The organism is Stenotrophomonas sp. JAG2 (genome assembly GCF_041080745.1).
GTDB classification, from domain to species: domain Bacteria; phylum Pseudomonadota; class Gammaproteobacteria; order Xanthomonadales; family Xanthomonadaceae; genus Stenotrophomonas; species Stenotrophomonas maltophilia_AA.
In genome coordinates this window covers 76,372-93,783 of record NZ_JBEUMH010000004.1, presented here as the reverse complement: position 1 = coordinate 93,783, position 17,412 = coordinate 76,372, and the positions used below count along the sequence as shown (strand labels likewise).

Annotated in this window: 20 protein-coding genes and 2 tRNA genes; 14 read left to right on the top strand and 8 right to left on the bottom strand. The window is 67.2% G+C overall.

The features are described 5' to 3' along the window. The first annotated feature begins 59 nt into the window (after positions 1–59). The gene (trpC, locus tag AB9O74_RS06340; protein WP_176987963.1) at positions 60–854 is read left to right on the top strand and encodes an indole-3-glycerol phosphate synthase TrpC; all 795 of its coding nucleotides are present in this window, start codon (positions 60–62) and stop codon (positions 852–854) included. Then, complete coding sequence (locus AB9O74_RS06335; RefSeq protein ID WP_346477871.1) at positions 851–1,567, top strand: haloacid dehalogenase-like hydrolase; 717 nt, start codon at positions 851–853, stop codon at positions 1,565–1,567. Before trpC ends, AB9O74_RS06335 begins: the two co-directional genes overlap by 4 nt. A gap of 49 nt (positions 1,568–1,616) precedes the next feature. Here AB9O74_RS06335 and AB9O74_RS06330 read toward each other — a convergent pair whose 3' ends face one another. Further along, a complete protein-coding gene (locus tag AB9O74_RS06330; RefSeq protein WP_176987965.1) occupies positions 1,617–2,378 on the bottom strand; it encodes a sulfite exporter TauE/SafE family protein in 762 nt (253 codons plus the stop codon). Positions 2,379–2,508: 130 nt separating this feature from the next. Further along, positions 2,509–3,174: a cAMP-activated global transcriptional regulator CRP gene (gene crp, locus AB9O74_RS06325; protein WP_088433580.1), complete on the bottom strand. Its 666-nt coding sequence runs from the start codon at positions 3,172–3,174 to the stop codon at positions 2,509–2,511. Between the two features lie 170 nt (positions 3,175–3,344). Here crp and speD point away from each other — a divergent pair, with 170 nt between their 5' ends. Continuing rightward, positions 3,345–4,139, top strand: coding sequence for an adenosylmethionine decarboxylase (gene speD, locus AB9O74_RS06320; RefSeq protein WP_019185315.1), 795 nt, complete (start codon positions 3,345–3,347; stop codon positions 4,137–4,139). A 170-nt stretch (positions 4,140–4,309) separates the two neighbouring features. Further along, positions 4,310–4,627, top strand: a complete 318-nt coding sequence (gene sugE / locus AB9O74_RS06315) for a quaternary ammonium compound efflux SMR transporter SugE (protein WP_176987966.1) — start codon at positions 4,310–4,312, stop codon at positions 4,625–4,627. Between the two features lie 124 nt (positions 4,628–4,751). On the opposite strand, the gene coq7 is transcribed toward sugE, so the two are convergent. Further along, positions 4,752–5,396 (bottom strand): 2-polyprenyl-3-methyl-6-methoxy-1,4-benzoquinone monooxygenase, encoded by a 645-nt coding sequence (gene coq7, locus AB9O74_RS06310; protein ID WP_121040609.1) that lies wholly within the window; start codon positions 5,394–5,396, stop codon positions 4,752–4,754. A gap of 180 nt (positions 5,397–5,576) precedes the next feature. Here coq7 and rplM point away from each other — a divergent pair, with 180 nt between their 5' ends. Beyond that, positions 5,577–6,005, top strand: coding sequence for a 50S ribosomal protein L13 (gene rplM, locus AB9O74_RS06305; RefSeq protein ID WP_038685795.1), 429 nt, complete (start codon positions 5,577–5,579; stop codon positions 6,003–6,005). Positions 6,006–6,007: 2 nt separating this feature from the next. Then, a complete protein-coding gene (rpsI, locus tag AB9O74_RS06300; protein ID WP_019185318.1) occupies positions 6,008–6,400 on the top strand; it encodes a 30S ribosomal protein S9 in 393 nt (130 codons plus the stop codon). Between the two features lie 441 nt (positions 6,401–6,841). On the opposite strand, the gene AB9O74_RS06295 is transcribed toward rpsI, so the two are convergent. Together AB9O74_RS06295 and AB9O74_RS06290 are read right to left on the bottom strand one after the other, a co-directional pair. Beyond that, positions 6,842–6,916, bottom strand: a tRNA-Gln gene (locus AB9O74_RS06295). A 49-nt stretch (positions 6,917–6,965) separates the two neighbouring features. Next, a tRNA-Met gene (locus AB9O74_RS06290) sits at positions 6,966–7,042 on the bottom strand. A gap of 121 nt (positions 7,043–7,163) precedes the next feature. Here AB9O74_RS06290 and AB9O74_RS06285 point away from each other — a divergent pair. The 3 genes from AB9O74_RS06285 to bfr all read left to right on the top strand — a co-directional run bounded on the left by AB9O74_RS06285 (position 7,164) and on the right by bfr (position 8,707). Beyond that, positions 7,164–7,796, top strand: a complete 633-nt coding sequence (locus AB9O74_RS06285) for an RNA pyrophosphohydrolase (protein ID WP_176987967.1) — start codon at positions 7,164–7,166, stop codon at positions 7,794–7,796. Between the two features lie 117 nt (positions 7,797–7,913). Beyond that, the gene (locus tag AB9O74_RS06280) at positions 7,914–8,120 is read left to right on the top strand and encodes a bacterioferritin-associated ferredoxin (protein ID WP_088433582.1); all 207 of its coding nucleotides are present in this window, start codon (positions 7,914–7,916) and stop codon (positions 8,118–8,120) included. A gap of 116 nt (positions 8,121–8,236) precedes the next feature. Further along, entirely contained in the window at positions 8,237–8,707 is a 471-nt protein-coding gene (gene bfr / locus AB9O74_RS06275; protein WP_176987968.1) for a bacterioferritin, read from the top strand. A gap of 1 nt (position 8,708) precedes the next feature. Here the strand turns inward: bfr and AB9O74_RS06270 are convergent, their stop codons facing one another. The 3 genes from AB9O74_RS06270 to AB9O74_RS06260 are packed head-to-tail and all read right to left on the bottom strand — an operon-like array spanning position 8,709 to position 13,585. Next, positions 8,709–11,039, bottom strand: a complete 2,331-nt coding sequence (locus AB9O74_RS06270; protein ID WP_369348786.1) for an ATP-binding protein — start codon at positions 11,037–11,039, stop codon at positions 8,709–8,711. Between the two features lie 2 nt (positions 11,040–11,041). Continuing rightward, a complete protein-coding gene (locus AB9O74_RS06265; RefSeq protein ID WP_369348785.1) occupies positions 11,042–12,901 on the bottom strand; it encodes an EAL domain-containing protein in 1,860 nt (619 codons plus the stop codon). A 57-nt stretch (positions 12,902–12,958) separates the two neighbouring features. Continuing rightward, the gene (locus tag AB9O74_RS06260; RefSeq protein WP_346477867.1) at positions 12,959–13,585 is read right to left on the bottom strand and encodes a DUF4126 domain-containing protein; all 627 of its coding nucleotides are present in this window, start codon (positions 13,583–13,585) and stop codon (positions 12,959–12,961) included. 181 nt (positions 13,586–13,766) lie between these two features. Between AB9O74_RS06260 and AB9O74_RS06255 the strand changes: the two genes are divergently transcribed. The 5 genes from AB9O74_RS06255 (at position 13,767) to ampE (ending at position 17,403) form a co-directional block, all read left to right on the top strand. Then, the gene (locus tag AB9O74_RS06255; protein ID WP_346477866.1) at positions 13,767–14,516 is read left to right on the top strand and encodes a DUF6776 family protein; all 750 of its coding nucleotides are present in this window, start codon (positions 13,767–13,769) and stop codon (positions 14,514–14,516) included. Positions 14,517–14,520: 4 nt separating this feature from the next. Then, positions 14,521–14,988 (top strand): polymer-forming cytoskeletal protein, encoded by a 468-nt coding sequence (locus tag AB9O74_RS06250; protein ID WP_369348784.1) that lies wholly within the window; start codon positions 14,521–14,523, stop codon positions 14,986–14,988. Between the two features lie 37 nt (positions 14,989–15,025). Then, positions 15,026–15,415 (top strand): iron-sulfur cluster insertion protein ErpA, encoded by a 390-nt coding sequence (erpA, locus tag AB9O74_RS06245; protein ID WP_019185327.1) that lies wholly within the window; start codon positions 15,026–15,028, stop codon positions 15,413–15,415. Between the two features lie 68 nt (positions 15,416–15,483). Continuing rightward, a complete protein-coding gene (nudC, locus tag AB9O74_RS06240) occupies positions 15,484–16,389 on the top strand; it encodes an NAD(+) diphosphatase (protein ID WP_369348783.1) in 906 nt (301 codons plus the stop codon). Positions 16,390–16,509: 120 nt separating this feature from the next. Continuing rightward, positions 16,510–17,403 carry a regulatory signaling modulator protein AmpE gene (gene ampE / locus AB9O74_RS06235; RefSeq protein ID WP_369348782.1) on the top strand — a complete coding sequence of 298 codons (894 nt, stop codon included), beginning with the start codon at positions 16,510–16,512 and terminating at the stop codon, positions 17,401–17,403. Positions 17,404–17,412 lie beyond the last annotated feature (9 nt).

Below are 17,412 nucleotides of genomic sequence, written 5' to 3'. Positions count from 1 at the left end.
GCGTTTTCAGAATTCAGCGGGGCTGGCCGATAATGGCCGGCCTCCAGGACCCCAATGACATGAGCGACATCCTCGATACCATCCTGGCCCGCAAGGCCGAAGAAGTCGCCGCACGCCGTGCCCAGGTGCCGCTGGAGGCGCTGATCGCGCGCGTGGAGCAGGCTCCGCCGGTGCGTGGCTTCGCCGATGCGCTGCGTGCCTCGATCGCCGCCGGCAACCCGGCCGTGATCGCCGAGATCAAGAAGGCCAGCCCGTCCAAGGGCGTGATCCGTCCGGACTTCCATCCGGCCGACATCGCGGTGAGCTACGAGTTCGGCGGCGCCAGCTGCCTGTCGGTGCTGACCGACGTGGATTTCTTCCAGGGCAGCGACGCCTACCTGCAGCAGGCCCGTGAAGCCTGCACGCTGCCGGTGCTGCGCAAGGACTTCGTGATCGATGCCTACCAGGTGTACGAAGCGCGCGTGCTCGGCGCCGACTGCATCCTGCTGATCGTGGCCGCACTGGACGACCGCCAGCTGGCCGAGCTGTCCGATCTGGCCATGCAGCTGGGCATGGACGTGCTGGTCGAAGTGCACGACATCGACGAGCTCGAGCGCGCCATCCAGGTGCCGGTGCCGCTGATCGGCATCAACAACCGCAACCTGCGCACCTTCGAGGTGTCGCTGCAGACCACGCTGGACATGCGCCAGGCCGTGCCGCGCGACCGCCTGCTGGTCACCGAAAGCGGCATCCTCGGCCCGGCCGATGTCACCGTGATGCGCGAGGCCGGGGTCAACGCCTTCCTGGTCGGCGAGGCCTTCATGCGCGTGGAAGAGCCCGGCGAGGGCCTGCGTCAGCTATTCTTCAGCGCATGACAGCGATCTACCCAACGCCGCGCGACGACGCCCCGCTGGTGGTCTTCGACTTCGATCACACCCTGTATGACGGCGATTCCGGCAGCCATCTGTTCGCCTGGCTGATCAAGCGCAACCCGCTGCGGCTGCTGGCCGCCCTGATCGCCACGCCGCTGCTCGGCCCGCTGGTGGCGTTCCTGCCGACCCGCCGCCGCGGCATCTCCGGCTACGTCTGGATCGCCACGTTCGGCCTGCACCGGGCGCGCGAGTTCAACAAGGTGATCGACCGCTACGTGCTCAAGCACGAGGCCGACATCCGCCGCCGGCTGCTGCCGGTCGCGCTGGAGGTGTTTGCCCGGCATCGTGCCGCCGGCGACCGCGTCGTGGTCGCCACCGGTGCACCGCCGGAGCTGGCCCGCGCGATCCTGGCCTTTGTCGCCCACCAGGGCGTGCCGGTGATCGGCAGCGAGGTCGGCCCGTTGCTGGGCGCGGTCATCGCCACCCGTCACTGCCACAACGAAGAAAAGATGCGGATGCTGCGCGAGCGCGGCTATGGCGAGATCGATGTCGCCTACTCCGACAGCAGCGCCGACCTGCCGTTGCTGCTGGCCGCTGCGGCACCGGTCGTGGTCAATCCGAAGGCCTCGCGCGTGGCGTATTTCCGCCAGGTGCTGCCACCGGGGACCCCGGTGCTCAACTGGGGCTGTGTCGACCGGGCCGGCGATCCGGTCTGATCCGGCGCTGAAAACACCCGGGAAGGGCTGAAAAGGTGTCGCGTCCGGCTCAGCCTGCGCGCCACTGCACGATGGCGTGGCCGATCTGGAACAGGCTGATGCCGAGCACCAGCACGCCGACGGCTACCAGCACCCAGCGTTCCTTGACCTTTTTGACCAGGATCGCGGCCACCGGCGCGGCCATCATGCCGCCGATCAGCAGGCCGGCCACGATGTTCAGGTACTGCACGCCCATGGTCAGCAGGAAGGTGATCGATACCGCGAGCGTCACCACGAACTCGGCCGCATTGACCGTGCCGATGGTGGTGCGCGCCTGGCCGCCGCGGGCGAGCAGGGTGGAGGTCGCCACCGGACCCCAGCCGCCGCCGCCACTGGCATCCAGCAGGCCGGCCACGAATCCCAGCAGCGGGACGCGCTTCACTTCCTGGGCGGGCAGCATCCGTCCGGCCGCGCGCAGCAGGATGAAGATCGCCAGCACCAGCAGATACATATAGATGAAGGGGCGGATCACGTCACCGGGCAGCTGGGTCAGCACGTAGGCACCGACCACGCCGCCGACCGCACCGGGCAGGGCCAGGCGCAGGAACAGCCGGCGGTCCACGTTGCCGGCGACCAGGTGCGAGACCCCGGAGGCCCCGGTGGTGAAGACTTCAGCGGTATGGATGCTGGCGCTGATCGCCGCCGGCGGCAGGCCCATGCTGAGCAGGACCGAGGAGGACACCAGCCCGAAGGCCATGCCCAGCGCGCCGTCGACCAGCTGTGCGCCGAGGCCGATCAGGATGAACCAATAGAATTCGCTGCCCAGTTCCATCGCAACAGCCTAGCGGCAAATGGGCAGGTAGTGCCGGCCGCTGGCCGGCAACTTCGTCCACCCGGTGGGCGTTGGCTTGACGCTGGATCTGCGTGGTTGCCGGCCAGCGGCCGGCACGACCAAGGCCCGATCAGCGGGTGCCGTACAGCACGACGGTCTTGCCGCGGGCATGCAGCTGCCCGTCGGTCTGCAGCTTCTTCAGCACGCGACCGGCCATTTCACGCGAGCAGCCGACCAGCCGGGCCAGTTCCTGGCGCGAGACGCGCAGCTGGGTGCCCTGCGGGTGGCTCATCGCCTCCGGCTCGCGCGACAGGTCATGCAGGGTGCGCACGATGCGGTCGGTGACATCCAGGAAGGCCAGGCGGCTGGCTTTCCTGCTGGTGTCGAGCAGGCGTTTGGAAAGCTGCTGGCCGATGGAATAGAGCAGGCGCGGGGCATCGGCCGAAAGCGGCCCCAGGAACAGCTGGTGCAGGCGCTCGTAGCTGATCTCGGCCAGCTCGCAGGGGGTACGGGTGCGCAGGATCACCTCGCGGCGGTCCGATTCGACGAACAGGCCCATTTCACCGACGAACTCGCCCGATCCGAAGTAGCCCAGCACCAGCTCACGATCGTCATCTTCCTCAGCCATTATTGAGACTGAGCCACTGATCACGTAGTAGAGGGTGCCGGCGGGATCCCCTGGACGGAACACGTCCGTGCGGGCGGGGTAGCGGCGGCGGTGGCTGTGGGCCAGGAAGCGATCGATTGTTGCGATATCCAGGGCCAATGGACTTGTGGCAAGGCGCACAGTTGACACGTTGAGGCGCTCCGATTGCTCATGAAGAATTCACGGCTATGTGCCGGGAGCTTAACGATCCGAATTGTTAAGGGCAAACCGAGCACAGGTATTCGTTTCAATGCAAGTTTCGCCACCGATCACTTTGCCCCATACTTGCTTCTTTCCCACCACACACAGGATCGACCGCCGTGGTCAAGCCGTTGCCTCGCCTGAGGTTGCAAGGTTTCAACAACCTCACCAAGGCGCTGAGCTTCAACATCTATGACGTCTGTTACGCCCGCACCGAAGAGGAGCGCCAGCGTTACATCGAATATATTGATGAAGAGTACAACGCCGATAGGCTGACTCAGATCCTGACCGACGTTGCCGAGATCATCGGCGCGAACATCCTGAACGTGGCCCGCCAGGACTACGACCCCCAGGGTGCCTCGGTGACGATCCTGATCTCGGAAGAGCCGGTGATCGACAAGAAGCAGGCCGGCAAGGAGTTGATCTCCGACGCCGTGGTCGCGCACATGGACAAGAGCCACATCACGGTCCATACGTACCCGGAAACCCATCCGCAGGAGGGCATCGCCACGTTCCGCGCGGACATCGATGTGGCCACCTGTGGCGTGATTTCCCCGCTGAAAGCGCTGAACTACCTGATCGAGAGTCTGGAATCGGACATCGTGATCATGGATTACCGCGTGCGTGGCTTCACCCGTGACGTGAAGGGCAAGAAGCACTACATCGACCACAAGATCAACTCGATCCAGAACTTCCTGGCCAAGAACATCAAGTCGCGTTACGAGATGTTCGACGTCAATGTCTACCAGGAAAACATCTTCCACACGAAGATGCACCTGAAGGACTTCGACCTGGATCAGTACCTGTTCGAAGAGAAGGCCAAGAACCTGTCGTTCAAGGAACGCATGAAGATCGAGGCGCTGCTGCGCCGTGAGATCGAAGAGCTGTTCCATGGGCGCAATCTGGCCGAGTAAGGCACGTTGCGATGTCGTCCCGGGCGCTGCCCGGGCGGCCTCGTCCAGGCGGGACGGCCCGCCCTGTGGAACCGGTGTTTGCGCAAAACCCGGTTTCACGGCTGCTACCGACGACGGTCCGGTGTGAAGACACCGGGCCGTTTTGCTTTTGTTAACCCAAGGAATCCCCCATGCCCTGGATCTATCTTCTGCTCGCCGGCCTGTTCGAGATCGGCTTCGCCATCGGAATGAAGTACTCCGAAGGCTTCAGCAAGCCGCTTCCCACCCTGGCCACCGTCGCCGCCGCCCTGGTCAGCCTGTACCTGATGAGCCAGGCGATGAAATCCATCCCGGTCGGCACCGCCTATGCGATCTGGACCGGCATCGGCGCGCTCGGCGTGGCGATGCTCGGCATCGCCCTGTTCGGCGACAGCGCCTCGCCGTCGCGGCTGGCCTGCATCGGCCTGATCGTGGCCGGCGTGATCGGCCTGAAGCTGGTCTCTGCCTGATCGTCGCCCGACCAACGGTCGGGCGCTACCGGTGGCAAGCCGGCCCGCAACCCATGCCGCGCGCGCCGTTCCGGTAGGTATCGACCGTTGGTCGATACGCCGTTACAAGTTGGTCGATACGCCGTTACAACCGGTACGCGATGGTCTTCATGACCTTGGAGGCCAGCGCCATCACCGACGGGATCGGTGCGGGCAGCTTCCGCGCGCCGGCATGCTCGGCGTGGTCCGCGTGGCGGGCCTCGTCGATCTTCATCACCTTGATCACCTCGCGGCTGCGCAGGTCGGCCGGGGGCAGGGTGTCCAGGTGTTCATCCAGATGCGCTTCGACCTGGCGTTCGGTCTCGACCACGAAGCCCAGGTTCCAGCCGTCGCCACGCAGGCCGGCCAGGGTGCCGATGGTGTAGCTGCCGGCATACCAGATCGGGTTGAACAGGCTGGGGCGGCTGTCCAGTTCGCGCAGGCGCTGGGCGCACCAGGCCAGGTGGTCGGTCTCTTCCTGGGCGGCATCGAGCAGGTGGGCGCGGGTTTCCGGCTCCCTGGCGACCGCAGCCTGGCCGAAGTACAGGCCCTGGGCGCAGACCTCGCCGACATGGTTGATACGCATCAGCCCGGCCGCGTGGCGGCGCTCGGGATCGGCCATCTGCACGTCGGGGGTGGCCTCGGCGGGGTAGGGGCGGCTGGCCGGCGGGTTGCCGAACACGGTATCCAGGGCCCGCTGGGCTTCGGTCAGCAGGTGGTCGAGCGGCGTGATCTGGCGGAGCGCGGTCATGGCAGGCGGTGTCGCGGCGGGGGACTGTTGATTCTCGCCCCCGCGGACCGGTGTGCCAAGCCGGGATCCGGTCAACTTGCATGTGGTGGGCATGGCCAGTACAATCCCGCCTCTTCACAACGCGTGGCAGAGTTCCGGCCGTACTGCGCCGTAATGAGCCCGACCTACTAGAGTTCTTTCATGAGCACTTTCACTGCAAAGTCCGAGACCGTCCAGCGCGACTGGTATCTCGTCGACGCATCCGGCAAGACGCTGGGCCGTCTGTCCACCGAGCTGGCCCGCCGTCTGCGCGGCAAGCACAAGCCGGTTTACACCCCTCACGTTGATACCGGTGATTACCTGGTTGTCATCAATGCAGAAAAGATTGTCGTCACCGGCAACAAGCTGCAGGACAAGCTGTATCACCGTTTCACTGGCTACATCGGCAACCTGAAGACCGAAACTCTGGCCCAGGCGCTTGAGCGCCATCCGGAGCGTGTCATCGAGACCGCCGTCAAGGGCATGCTGCCGAAGGGCCCGCTGGGCCGCGCCATGTACCGCAAGCTCAAGGTGTACTCGGGTTCCGAGCACCCGCACGCCGCTCAGCAGCCTCAGGTTCTGGATATCTAATCATGGCTATCACGCAAAACTACGGCACCGGCCGCCGCAAGTCCTCCACCGCCCGCGTGTTCCTGCGCAAGGGCGCCGGCAACATCACCGTCAATGGCCGTCCGCTGGACGAGTTCTTTGGCCGTGAGACTGCGCGCATGATCGTGCGTCAGCCGCTGGAACTGACCAAGAACACCGAAACCTTCGACATCATGGTCACCGCCGCTGGCGGTGGTACCACGGGTCAGGCCGGTGCGATCCGTCTGGGTATCGCCCGCGCGCTGATCGAATACGACGAAACCCTGAAGTCCGAGCTGCGCAAGGCTGGCTTCATGACCCGTGACGCCCGTGAAGTCGAGCGTAAGAAGGTCGGCCTGCACAAGGCACGTCGCGCCACCCAGTTCTCCAAGCGCTGATCCATCGCGCCTGGCGTGGGATCCTTCGGGATCCCGCTGGGAGGTACGCAAAAGCCCGGCTTCGGCCGGGCTTTTGTCGTTTCCGGGGGGTGGGTTTCGTCCCCGCAGATCGCTTGGTTGTCAGGTGGATGCAGCGAGGGATGGCGATGCTTCCGGCGGCACTGCTGCGTTCGCCGCTGTTTCATAGGGGCGGTAGTGCCGACCGCTGTTCGGCTACTCTCGCGGCCCGGCATGGGCGGGGTGTCGGCTGGCCGTCCTCTCTCTGGTGAAACAGCCCCCTTGGAGTACAAGGGGGCGCGCCGTCAGGCGCGGGGATGTGGCAGGGGAGGGTTGGCGCCCACACCTTGCTGCGCAAGGTGTGGGGTCCGGGCGCGATGCGCCCGGACAAACGCCCAAACAAACAGAAAAGGCCGATCTTTCGATCGGCCTTTTCTGTTTGTTTGGCTGCCCCGGATGGATTCGAACCACCGAATGCCTGAGTCAGAGTCAGGTGCCTTACCGCTTGGCGACGGGGCAAAATGTGCGTGCAATTATTGCACTTTCTCCCTGAAAAACCAAGCGGACTTGGTGGCTATGGGTGGACTCGAACCACCGACCCCAGCATTATGAGTGCTGTGCTCTAACCGGCTGAGCTACATAGCCTCAGGGAGCCGGCAATTCTGGAGATGTATTCGGAATCTGTCAACACTTTTTCACCGCGCTTGTGAGTGGGCAGCGGGCGTGGCACAGTCCCGATCAGTAGATTTTTCTAGGAGTCCGCATCGTGATCGATCCGGACGGCTATCGACCGAACGTCGGTATTGTGCTGATGCGGAAGGATGGGCAGGTTTTCTGGGCACGACGTGTGCGCCGGGATGGCTGGCAGTTCCCGCAGGGCGGCATGAACACCGACGAAACGCCTGTCGAAGCCATGTATCGTGAGTTGCAGGAAGAAACCGGGTTGTTGCCGGAGCACGTTGAAGTGCTCGGGGCGACGCCGGGTTGGCTTCGCTATCGGCTGCCGGCACGGGCCATCCGCCGCAATGAACGGCAGGTCTGTATCGGCCAGAAGCAGGTGTGGTTCCTGCTCCGGCTGGCCGGGGACGAATCCCACGTCACCCTGGACCATACCGACAGCCCCGAGTTCGACCAGTGGCGCTGGGTCGATTTCTGGTACCCGGTGGAACACGTGGTGATGTTCAAGCGGGGCGTCTACGCGCGCGCCCTGCGCCATCTGGCGCCGCTGGCGCGGGGGGTGGCCGGGACCGGGGTGGAATCGATGCCCAAGTCCGCCCAGGAGGCCTGGATGCCGGGCAACGCCGCCGGTCACGACCGGCCCCGCAAGCGCACCACGCCCAAGCGGGGTGGCGGGTACTGGCCGCGCAGCAAGGCCAAGGGCGAGCCGGGCGCGGTCTGAGCGATCTCCGGCGGCTCTGAACCGTATCGAGAATGATTCAGGTTCGAAATTGACAACCATTCGCATTTCCATTGGAATAGCAGCAGGCCAATCCGGGCCTGCCTGCCGAGTCCGCACGTGTACGTCTGCATCTGCAACGGGGTGACCGACCACCAGATCCGCGAAGCCGCGCAGAGCGGTGTCGTGAGCGTGTCCGAGCTGACGATGCGCACCGGCTGCGGCGCCACCTGCGGTTCCTGCCTGGACATGGCGGCGGACCTGCTGGCCAAATTCAGCGCCACCCACGATCTGCCGCTGCCCGTCCTGGGCCTGCAAGCCGCCTGAGATCGCTTCGCGCTCCGTGCTCGGCTGCGGGGCGCAACTGAGCACGATTCGCGTTCCTTCATGCCTGCGCGCGACGCGCTACAGTGCCCGCGATTCCACGCAGCAGGAGCACGCTCATGAAGGGCGACGCCAAAGTCATCGAATTCCTCAACAAGGTCCTCTACAACGAGCTGACCGCGATCAACCAGTACTTCCTGCACGCCAAGATGCTGAAGAACTGGGGCCTGAAGGAACTCGCCGATCACGAGTACAAGGAATCGATCGAAGAGATGAAGCATGCGGACATCCTGTCCGACCGCATCCTCTTCCTCGAAGGCCTGCCGAACTTCCAGGCACTGGGCAAGCTGCGCATCGGCGAGAACCCGGCCGAAATCCTGCAGTGCGACCTCAGCCTGGAACGCGATGGCGTGGTCACGCTGCGCGAGGCCGTGGCGTATGCCGATTCGATCGGTGATTACGTCAGCCGCCAGCTGTTCGTGAAAATCCTCGAGTCCGAGGAAGAGCACATCGACTGGCTGGAAACCCAGCTGGACCTGATCGAGCGCATCGGCGAACCGAACTACCTGCTGACCAAGATCGACGACTGAGTCAGCCCTGCAGCGGCGCGCGCAGGCGGGCGTGATAGCCGGCCAGCGCGATCCGTGCGCGCGCGAACTCGGCGATCAACAGCGCCACCGCCACGGCGGGGCGCTCCAGCGTGCCGGCGCGGGCATCGTGCTCGATCCGCCAGGCCGCGGCCGACAAGGCCATCGCACCCACATTCGCACTGGCCGACTTGAGGCTGTGCGCCAACGCACGCAGCTGGTCGAGGTCCGCCGCGACCGAGGCGTCCTGCAGCTGCCGGATCAAGGGCGGGGTGTCATCGAGGAACACACCGATGATCCGCACGGTATCCGGGCCGATCACCTCCAGCAGTTCATCGAGCACCTCCTGGTCGAGCACCGGGGCGGGTGACGCGTCGCGTGCGGGAGGCGGTGCGGATGCGTCCGCGCCCTGCGGCACCGGAGCTGGGGACACGTGGGCCGTGTCGTCGGCCATCGCGTCGTCGGCCATCGCACGGCCCCAGCGCGCCAGCACGGCCTGCAGCGTTTCGCGGTTGATCGGTTTGGAGAGGTAGTCGTCCATGCCGGCCTGCAGACAGCGCTCGCGGTCGCCGGCCATCGCATTGGCGGTCATCGCGACGATCGGCAGGCGCGCCATGCGCTGTGCGGCCTCATGCGCGCGCCAGCGGCGGGTGGCCGCATAGCCATCCAGCACCGGCATCTGGCAATCCATCAGCACCACATCGAACGGCCGGGCGTGCAGCGCCTCCATCGCCTGCTCGCCCTGCGTGGCGGTCTCCACCTCGCAGCCGAGCACCTGCAGCAGCCGCTGCGCGACCAGCAGGTTGACGCTGTTGTCTTCGACCAGCAGCAACCGCAACGGGAACTGGGGCAGCGCGGTGGGCGAGCCTGTGTACTCCACCTCAGCCAGCAATGCGGCTGGGCGCGCACTGGCCACCACCGGGCGCAGCAGCGCGTGCAGCTCGCTCTCGGCTGCCAACCGCGACAGCGCCGGTCCGGGGCCAAGCGCTTCGGGCGCGGGCGCCTCATCGCCATACAGCCACAGCAGCTTCGCCTCCGGATGCCGGCCAGGCTCCGCCACCGCTTTGTGCAGTGCGCCGGTGCCATGCCGCAGGCCGTCCGTATCCGCGATCACCCAGGCCAGGGCCGGATCGATGCCGGGGCGCTGCGGCGCGCGCAGGGCATCGATCGCCTCGGCACTGGTCTCCACCGTGTGCAGGCGCAGGTCATGATGCTGGGTCACCCGCTCGATGCGCTGGGCCAGCACCGGGTCGTGCGTGATCAGCAGGGCGCGGCGCAGGTTGCCGATCGCCGGCAGGTCGCCGATCACCTTGAGCAGGGGAATCTCGAACCAGAACGTGGCCCCGTGCCCGGGCGTGGAATGCACGCCGATGCGGCCGTGCATCAGGTCGATGATGCGCTTGCAGATCGCCAGCCCCAGCCCGGTGCCGCCATACAGGCGCGTGGTCGAGGCGTCGGCCTGGCTGAAGGACTGGAACAGACGCGCCTGCAGCGCGTCGTCTATGCCGATGCCGCTGTCGGCGATCTCGAACCGCAGCTGGTGCTGCGCGTTGGTCTCGCCCTGGCGCTGCACGCGCAGCCGGACCTGGCCACGCTCGGTGAACTTGATCGCGTTGACCAGCAGGTTGCTCAGCACCTGGCGCAGCCGCACCGGGTCGCCCCGGACCGACAGACGGACGGCCGGATCCAGCTCGAGCGAGAGCTGCAGGCCCTTGGGTTCGGCGGCGCGCTGCATCAACTGCACCAGGCCTTCGAGCAGCTCGCGCAGGTTGAAGGTGGTGATCTCCAGGTTCAGGCCTTTGGCCTCGAGCCGGGAGTAATCGAGGATGTCGTCGACGATGCGCAGCAGCTGCTGCGAGCTGGTCGCGGCGGTCTGCAGCATCTGCCGCTGGTCGCTGCCGAGCTGGCCGCGCGCGATCAGGTCGAGCATCGGCAGGATGCCGTTGAGCGGCGTGCGGATCTCGTGGCTCATCGTCGCCAGGAACTCCCCCTTGGCCAGCGCGGCGGCTTCGGCGGCCTGCTTGGCGGTGAGCAGTTCCTGTTCGAGCTGGTTCTGCTGCTGCCGGCGCTGCTGCAGCTGATCGCGCTCGAGCACGAGAGCTTCATTTCGCCGCTGCAGCAGCTCCAGCTGGTCCTGCGCTTCACGCCAGCGGCGTACCGCCTGGATGCCGGCGATCAGTGCCAGCACGCCGGTGCCGGCGGCAATGTCGATCCACGGCCCATTGGCACCGATGCGCGCCATCACCGCGGCAGTGGCACACAGGGCGGCCGCCGCGGCGCTGATCCAGAGCGAGGCCGGCGTGGGCGAGTGGGTTGGCCGTCCGTGGCGTCCCATGCTCAGAGCACCGAATTCTGGAAGTCGAAGTTCAGTTCGCTGCCGGCGGACTGGACCATGTTGCCCTGGATGAAATCGACCCCGCCGATCCACATCGCCGCCGCAGCCTGCGGATCCTCGATCTGCTGGCCGATGATGCGCAGCCCGGCGCGGTGCGCCCGGTCGATCGCCGCGCGCAGCTCGTCGCGGGTCTGCTGGTTGGTGTGGCTGTTGGAGAAGCGCGCGGCCATGCGGACATACGCCAGCGGCAGTTGCGCCATCAGTGCGTTGGCTTCGTCGCCCGGCTCGAACTGGCTCAGGCAGAAGCGCACGCCGGCCGCATGCATGCGCGTGCAGAACTGCTGCAGGGTGACGGTGTGGATCAGCGCATCGGGCAGGCGCACATCGATGACCAGTGCGCTGCCATCGATCTGCCGGCTGGCCAGCGATTCCAGCAGCCAGTCGCCGAAGGCATCGCGGGCCAGCGTGCGCAGCGACTGCGAGACGAACAGGTGCAGCGGCTGCGCGGCGTGGCGGTAGAGATCGAGCAGGCCCAGCGCGTGGTCGAGCACCTGCTGGTCCAGATCGGCGATGCGCCCGGCCGCTTCGGCCGCGGGGATCACCTGGCCGGCGGCCAGCACGCTGCCATCGGCCTGCCGCAGGCGGAGCAGTACCTGGTACTGCGCGGTATTGCCGCCGGCGACGGCCACGATCGGCTGGTAGGCCAGTTCCAGTTGGCCTTCGAGCAGGGCCAGGTGCTCCTGCGCAGCCACGTCTTCGCGGCGCACATAGGCGGCCACGCCGGCGGTGAGCAGGCGCGCCTGCAGCGTGGTGCGTTCGACCGCTTCCAGTGCGCTGCCCGCATCGGAGAAGCCCGGCGAGAGCTGGGCATGGCCGACCACGCCGCGCAGGTGCACCGATTCGTCATCGCGGATCACGAAGGCGCGCGAGGAGAGCTGTTCGCGCAGCGCATGTGCCATCGCATCCAGCGTGTCCTCGTCGACATCACGGGCCAGGACCAGGAAGCTGTTGTCGTTCAGGCGCGCCAGCAGATGCGGCCGGGCGGCGTCGGCCAGGCGCTGGCCGGCTTGGGCCATCAGCCGTTCGAACGCGGCATAGCCATAGCGTTCGCGCAGACCGAGCGCGCTGGCGATCTCGATGAAGAACAGGCCGCCGCGATCGCGATGGCTGAGCGACGCGCCAAGCTGCTGCATCACGTGGTGGCGGGTCGGGAGCCCCGTTTCCGGGTTGTTGATGGCCGGCGCGCCATCCGTGCCCGCCTGCGAAGCTGCCTGTGCGCGTGCGCGGCGGATCCGGTTGGAGACCGCCGCGATCAGGTGGCGTGGACGGATCGGCTTGCTGAGGAAATCATCGGCGCCGCTGTCGAGCACTTCGAACTGACGCTCCGGATCCGGGTCGCCACTGAGGAACACGATCGGCAGCAGCTGCTGGCCGGGTTGCTGGCGGATCAGCGCGGTCAGGCGCATACCGTCCAGCCCGGGCAGGTGCAGGTCCATGAGGATCAGGTCGGGCCGATGCTCGGCGATCGCCTGCTGCACGCCCTCGGCATCGCTGTGCACCAGTGCCTCCATGCCGGCACCGTGCAGCACGCTCTGCGCGAACAGGGCCTGCGAACGGTCGTCTTCGACGATCAGCACGCGGTACGGAGAGTCGATGCCCGGCGGCGGCAGGGTGCCGGTCTCGGCGTGCATCGGGGGCAGCAGGGGCGGTGGGCTGGCCGGCGCCGGCGTGAGCGCGACGACATTGCTGGGCGCCGCGGGGGCGGGCGTCGGCTCGCTGTGCCAGCGCTGCCAGTGGTCGACCGGCGGCGTTTCAGCGCGCGCGGCGCGGGCGGATGCAACAACGTTGTCGTGAACGGCCATCAGTACTCCCAGTCTGCGCCGCAATTATGCGATGAACGCCCATGGGCAGGGCGCGCATTACCGTGGCAGGGTTCCCGGTTTGACCTGCGTCTGGCCGCTGTCGGCCTGACGCATCAGCCAGCGCATGCCTTTCCACAGCGTCCGCCAGATCATCCACACGATCAACGCACCGATCAGGCTGCATGCGACCACCAGGATCAGCGCCAGCCACGGGTGGGCCAGGGCGAGTGCCAGCCCGCCGACCACCACGGTGTCCTCCGCGGCAGAGGCCATCCAGTTGCTGGCCGGTTCGGGCGAGGTGTTGAGCAGGGCACGGGTGCCGGATTTGAGTCCATGGCTGGCCAGCGCGACGCCGGCCCCGGCGACCAGCGCGGTACCGCTGAGCTCGCCAGTGGGCGAGAGCGTCGCGGCCGCCAGGAAGGCACCGGCCGGTACCCGGGCCAGGGTCTGGACCAGGTCCCAGACCGAATCGACCCCGGGAATCTTGTCGGCGAAGAATTCGGCGATGGCCAGCGCGGCCGAGGTGCCCAGCACCCACCACGATTCCGTGGCCTGCAGCGCAGGGGGCAGGTCGACCCAGCCGAGCAGCCCGGCCAGGCCGACGCCGAAGACGGTGAGGTAGACGCGGATGCCGGCCAGCCAGGCCAGCAGGATGCCGATCACGAACAGGTGGGCTTCGGTCATGGCACGCGCTCCGGCTGCAGAATGTGCACAGGCGCACACTATCGGGGATGACGTCCATGAACGCCACTGCCCCGATCCCGGGCCTGCGCGGACAAGGCCTTTTCCCTGACTTACACTAGCCCGTCGTTCCAGACAGGGGCCGTTGCGACAGCGCCCGCAGGCGCGGTCGCCCAGGACTGCCATGAATAAACCCGCACCTTCCCGCATCCAGATCCGCCGGCCGGGCATGCCGCCCGTGCAGGACCGCAAGCGCCTGCTGGTGCTGGGCGGGGCGTGGCTGCTGTCGCTGATCCTTGCCGTGCTGCTCGGCGCCTGGCTGGGCTCGCCCGGCGGCGACGTCGGCACCCAGCTCAAGGCGGCGGAGACCCGCAACGAGCGCCTCCAGCAGCAGCTCATCGAACTGCAGCAGCGCCAGGCGACCCTGCAGGCCTCCGACCGGATCAGCCGCGCCGCCAACAACGAGGTCCAGACGTCGCTGGGCGAGCGCGACGAAGAGATCGCCGGCCTGCGCGCCGACGTGGCCTTCTACGAGCGGCTGGTCGGTGCGACCAGCCAGCGCAAGGGCCTGAACACCCATTCGGTGGAGTTCTCGCCGGAAACGGGCGGCACCTGGCAGTACGCCGTGGTGCTGACCCAGAACCTGAACCGCGGGGCGATCAGCCAAGGGCAGATGCGCTTCACGGTGGAAGGGGTCAAGGACGGCAAGCTGACTTCGGTCAGCTGGGACGAGCTGCACCAGCGCACCAAGGTGCCGGGCCAGGAGTATTCCTTCCGGTACTTCCAGCAGCTCACCGGCAGTGTGATGCTGCCGCAGGGATTCACCCCGCAACGTGTGCGGGTCACGCTGGGATCGGGCGCGGGGGGCGCCACCCAGGTATTCGATTGGAAGCAGGCCGGAGCACCGGCGGCATCGGCAAAAGAAGGGGAGTAAGCCCATGTTTGGCAGCAACAAGTCCAACCGCGACGGACATCTGGTCGTGGACGCGCTGATCGGCGCGCAGGTGGTGATCCGCGGGGACGTGGAATTCAGCGGTGGCCTGTACGTGGAAGGCACCATCCTGGGCAAGGTGATCGCCCAGGACGGCGCCAGCAACGCCACCCTGACGGTGGCCGAGCACGGCGCCATCGAGGGTGAGATCCGCGCCCAGGTCGTGGTCATCAGCGGCCGCCTGGACGGGGACGTGCATGCCACCGAGCGGGTCGAGCTGACCCCGAGCGCCCGGGTGACGGGCAACATCCATTACCAGATGGTGGAAATGCACGCCGGCGCCCAGCTGACCGGCCGCCTGATCCACAGCTCGGCGCAGATGGCCCTGCCGCCGCCGTCCGGCGAAGCGGACGAGGGCAAGGGCAAGGGCAAGGACACCGCCGCCCGCAAGAAGCTGGCCGAGGCGATGGCCTGAACTTGAAAGCGTGCTCGTGCGCCCCCATGCTGGGGGCATGAGCACGCTTGTTTCCCTGCCCGGCGCACCCGCCGCCGCGCCGAACTACCAGTCCCTGGACCGTCCGCTGAACTTCACCGAGGCCGCCGCGGCCAAGGTCAAGGAGCTGATCCAGGATGAGGGCAACGCTGCCCTCGCCCTGCGCGTTTACATCGAAGGCGGTGGCTGTTCCGGCTTCCAGTACGGCTTCGAGTTCGATGAGAACCGGGCCGAGGACGATCTGGCGGTGGATACCGCCGGCGTCACCCTGCTGGTGGATCCGCTGAGCCTGCAGTACCTGATGGGCGCCGAGGTGGATTACACCGAAAGCCTGACCGGCGCGCAGTTCGTGATCCGCAATCCGAACGCGAAGACCACCTGCGGCTGCGGCAGCAGTTTCAGCATGTGATGCGCGCGCAACCGGCGGAATGCCGGTTGCCGCTTGCCAGTCCCGCCGAATGTGGGCAGGCTCTTGCGATGTCAAATTTCTCTTCGCAGCTTTCCGGTTTCGCCTTCGTCAGCGAGCCGCTGGAGCGCGCCGATACCCTGCGCGATGACGCCGATGCGTTGTCGCGGCTGTGGCCGGACGCGCGCGTACTGATACTCGATCAGGATGGCACGGCCCTGGCCGGCGAGGACGGTCAGCCGCTGCCACTGACCGGCGCCGACCTGGGCGGTGGCCCGGGCACCGCGATCTTCCTCGGCCTGCGCGGCGAGCAGGCATGGTTCTCGATGGAGGCCGCCGGTCTGTCGGTGACGGCGCCGCAGCGGGTCGACCTGCGCCAGTCCGCCGCCACCTGGTCCATCGCCGATTCCACCGCCTTCTGTTACGCCCGCGGCATGTCCTACTGGCAGTCGCGCACGCGCTTCTGCGGGGTATGCGGTGGCGCGGTGACCTTCAGCCGCAGCGGCTTCGTCGGCCGCTGCAGCCAGTGCGCCACCGAGCACTACCCGCGCGTGGATCCGGCGGTGATCGTCGCCGTCGAGAACCAGGGCCGGCTGCTGCTCGGCCGCCAGGCCAACTGGGCCCCGCGCCGCTATTCGGTGCTGGCCGGTTTCGTGGAACCCGGCGAATCGCTGGAGCAGACGGTGGTCCGTGAGGTCTTCGAAGAGAGCCGGGTGCGCGTGCGCGAGTGCCGCTACCTGGGCACCCAGCCGTGGCCGTTCCCCGGCGCACTGATGCTGGGCTTCGCCGCCACGGCCGAAGACGACGTACCGACCGTGAACGGGGAGCTGGAAGATGCGCGCTGGTTCACCGCCGAGGAAGTGGGCGCGGCGCTGGCCCGGGATGTCGAGGACGACGGCGAAGGCATCCGCCTGTCCCCGCCGATCTCGATCTCGCGCAGCCTGATCGAGCACTGGTACCAGCAGCAGGTCGCCTGACCGTCGCGTGCCGTTGCCGCAGGCTGAACACGCGGCACGGTACATTACCAACGGCCCGGGGAATTGCCGGGCCGCAAGGCATAGTAGCGGCGCGTTCCACGTCCCGAGCCGGAGGCTTACATGTTCACCACCCTGGTCGCCGTGCTGGTTGCCTTGGCCCTGGGCCATGTCGCGCCGGGCGCGGCCGTCGCGCTGCGGCGTTTCGGCCTCTATCGGCGCTGGCTGCAGTGGCTGGATCGGCATGCCGCCGAGGACGGGGCCTGGCGCGGCCGAAAGGGCGCCTGGCTGGCGGTGCTGCCGTTCGTGGCCGTGCTGGGCCTGCTGCAATGGCTGTTCGATGACCGCGTCTACGGCCTGCCCTCGCTGCTGCTGGGCGTGCTGGTACTGGTGATGTGCTGGGGCCCGCGCGATCTGGACCGCGATGTCGAGGCAGTGATCGATGCCGATGACGCCCACGCGCGCCACCTCGCGATCACGCAGCTGCAGTCGGCCGGTGGCAGCCTGCACGAAGACGTTCCCTCGCTGGTCGAGGCCACCGTGCTCAACGCGCTGCGGCGCTGGTTCGCGGTGCTGTTCTGGTTCCTGCTGCTGGGCCCGGTCGGCGCGCTGCTGTATCGCCTGCTGGCGCTGCTCGCGGTGGGTCCGATGCGGTCGCTGGCCAGCGTGGAGGCGGTTGCCGGTGCGCGCGTGGTGCTGTCCTGGCTGGAGTGGCCGGTGGCGCAGTTGATGTCGCTGTCGATGGCGCTGGTCGGCAATTTCGATACGGCCTTCAAGGCCTGGCGCGGGGCGCACGGCAATCAGTGGTCGGCCTCGACACACTTCCTCGGTGCGGTCGCGCGGGCAAGCGTGAGTGCCGAACTGCGCGAGGATGCGCACGATTACAGCGATGCGGGCATGGTGCCGGTGTGGCGTCGCCTGCCGGAACTGCGCGATGCGATGAGTCTGGTGTGGCGCATGCTGCTGCTGTGGATGGCGGTGCTGGCGCTGCTGGTGATCGCCGGTTGGGTCACCTAGCCGTACCGG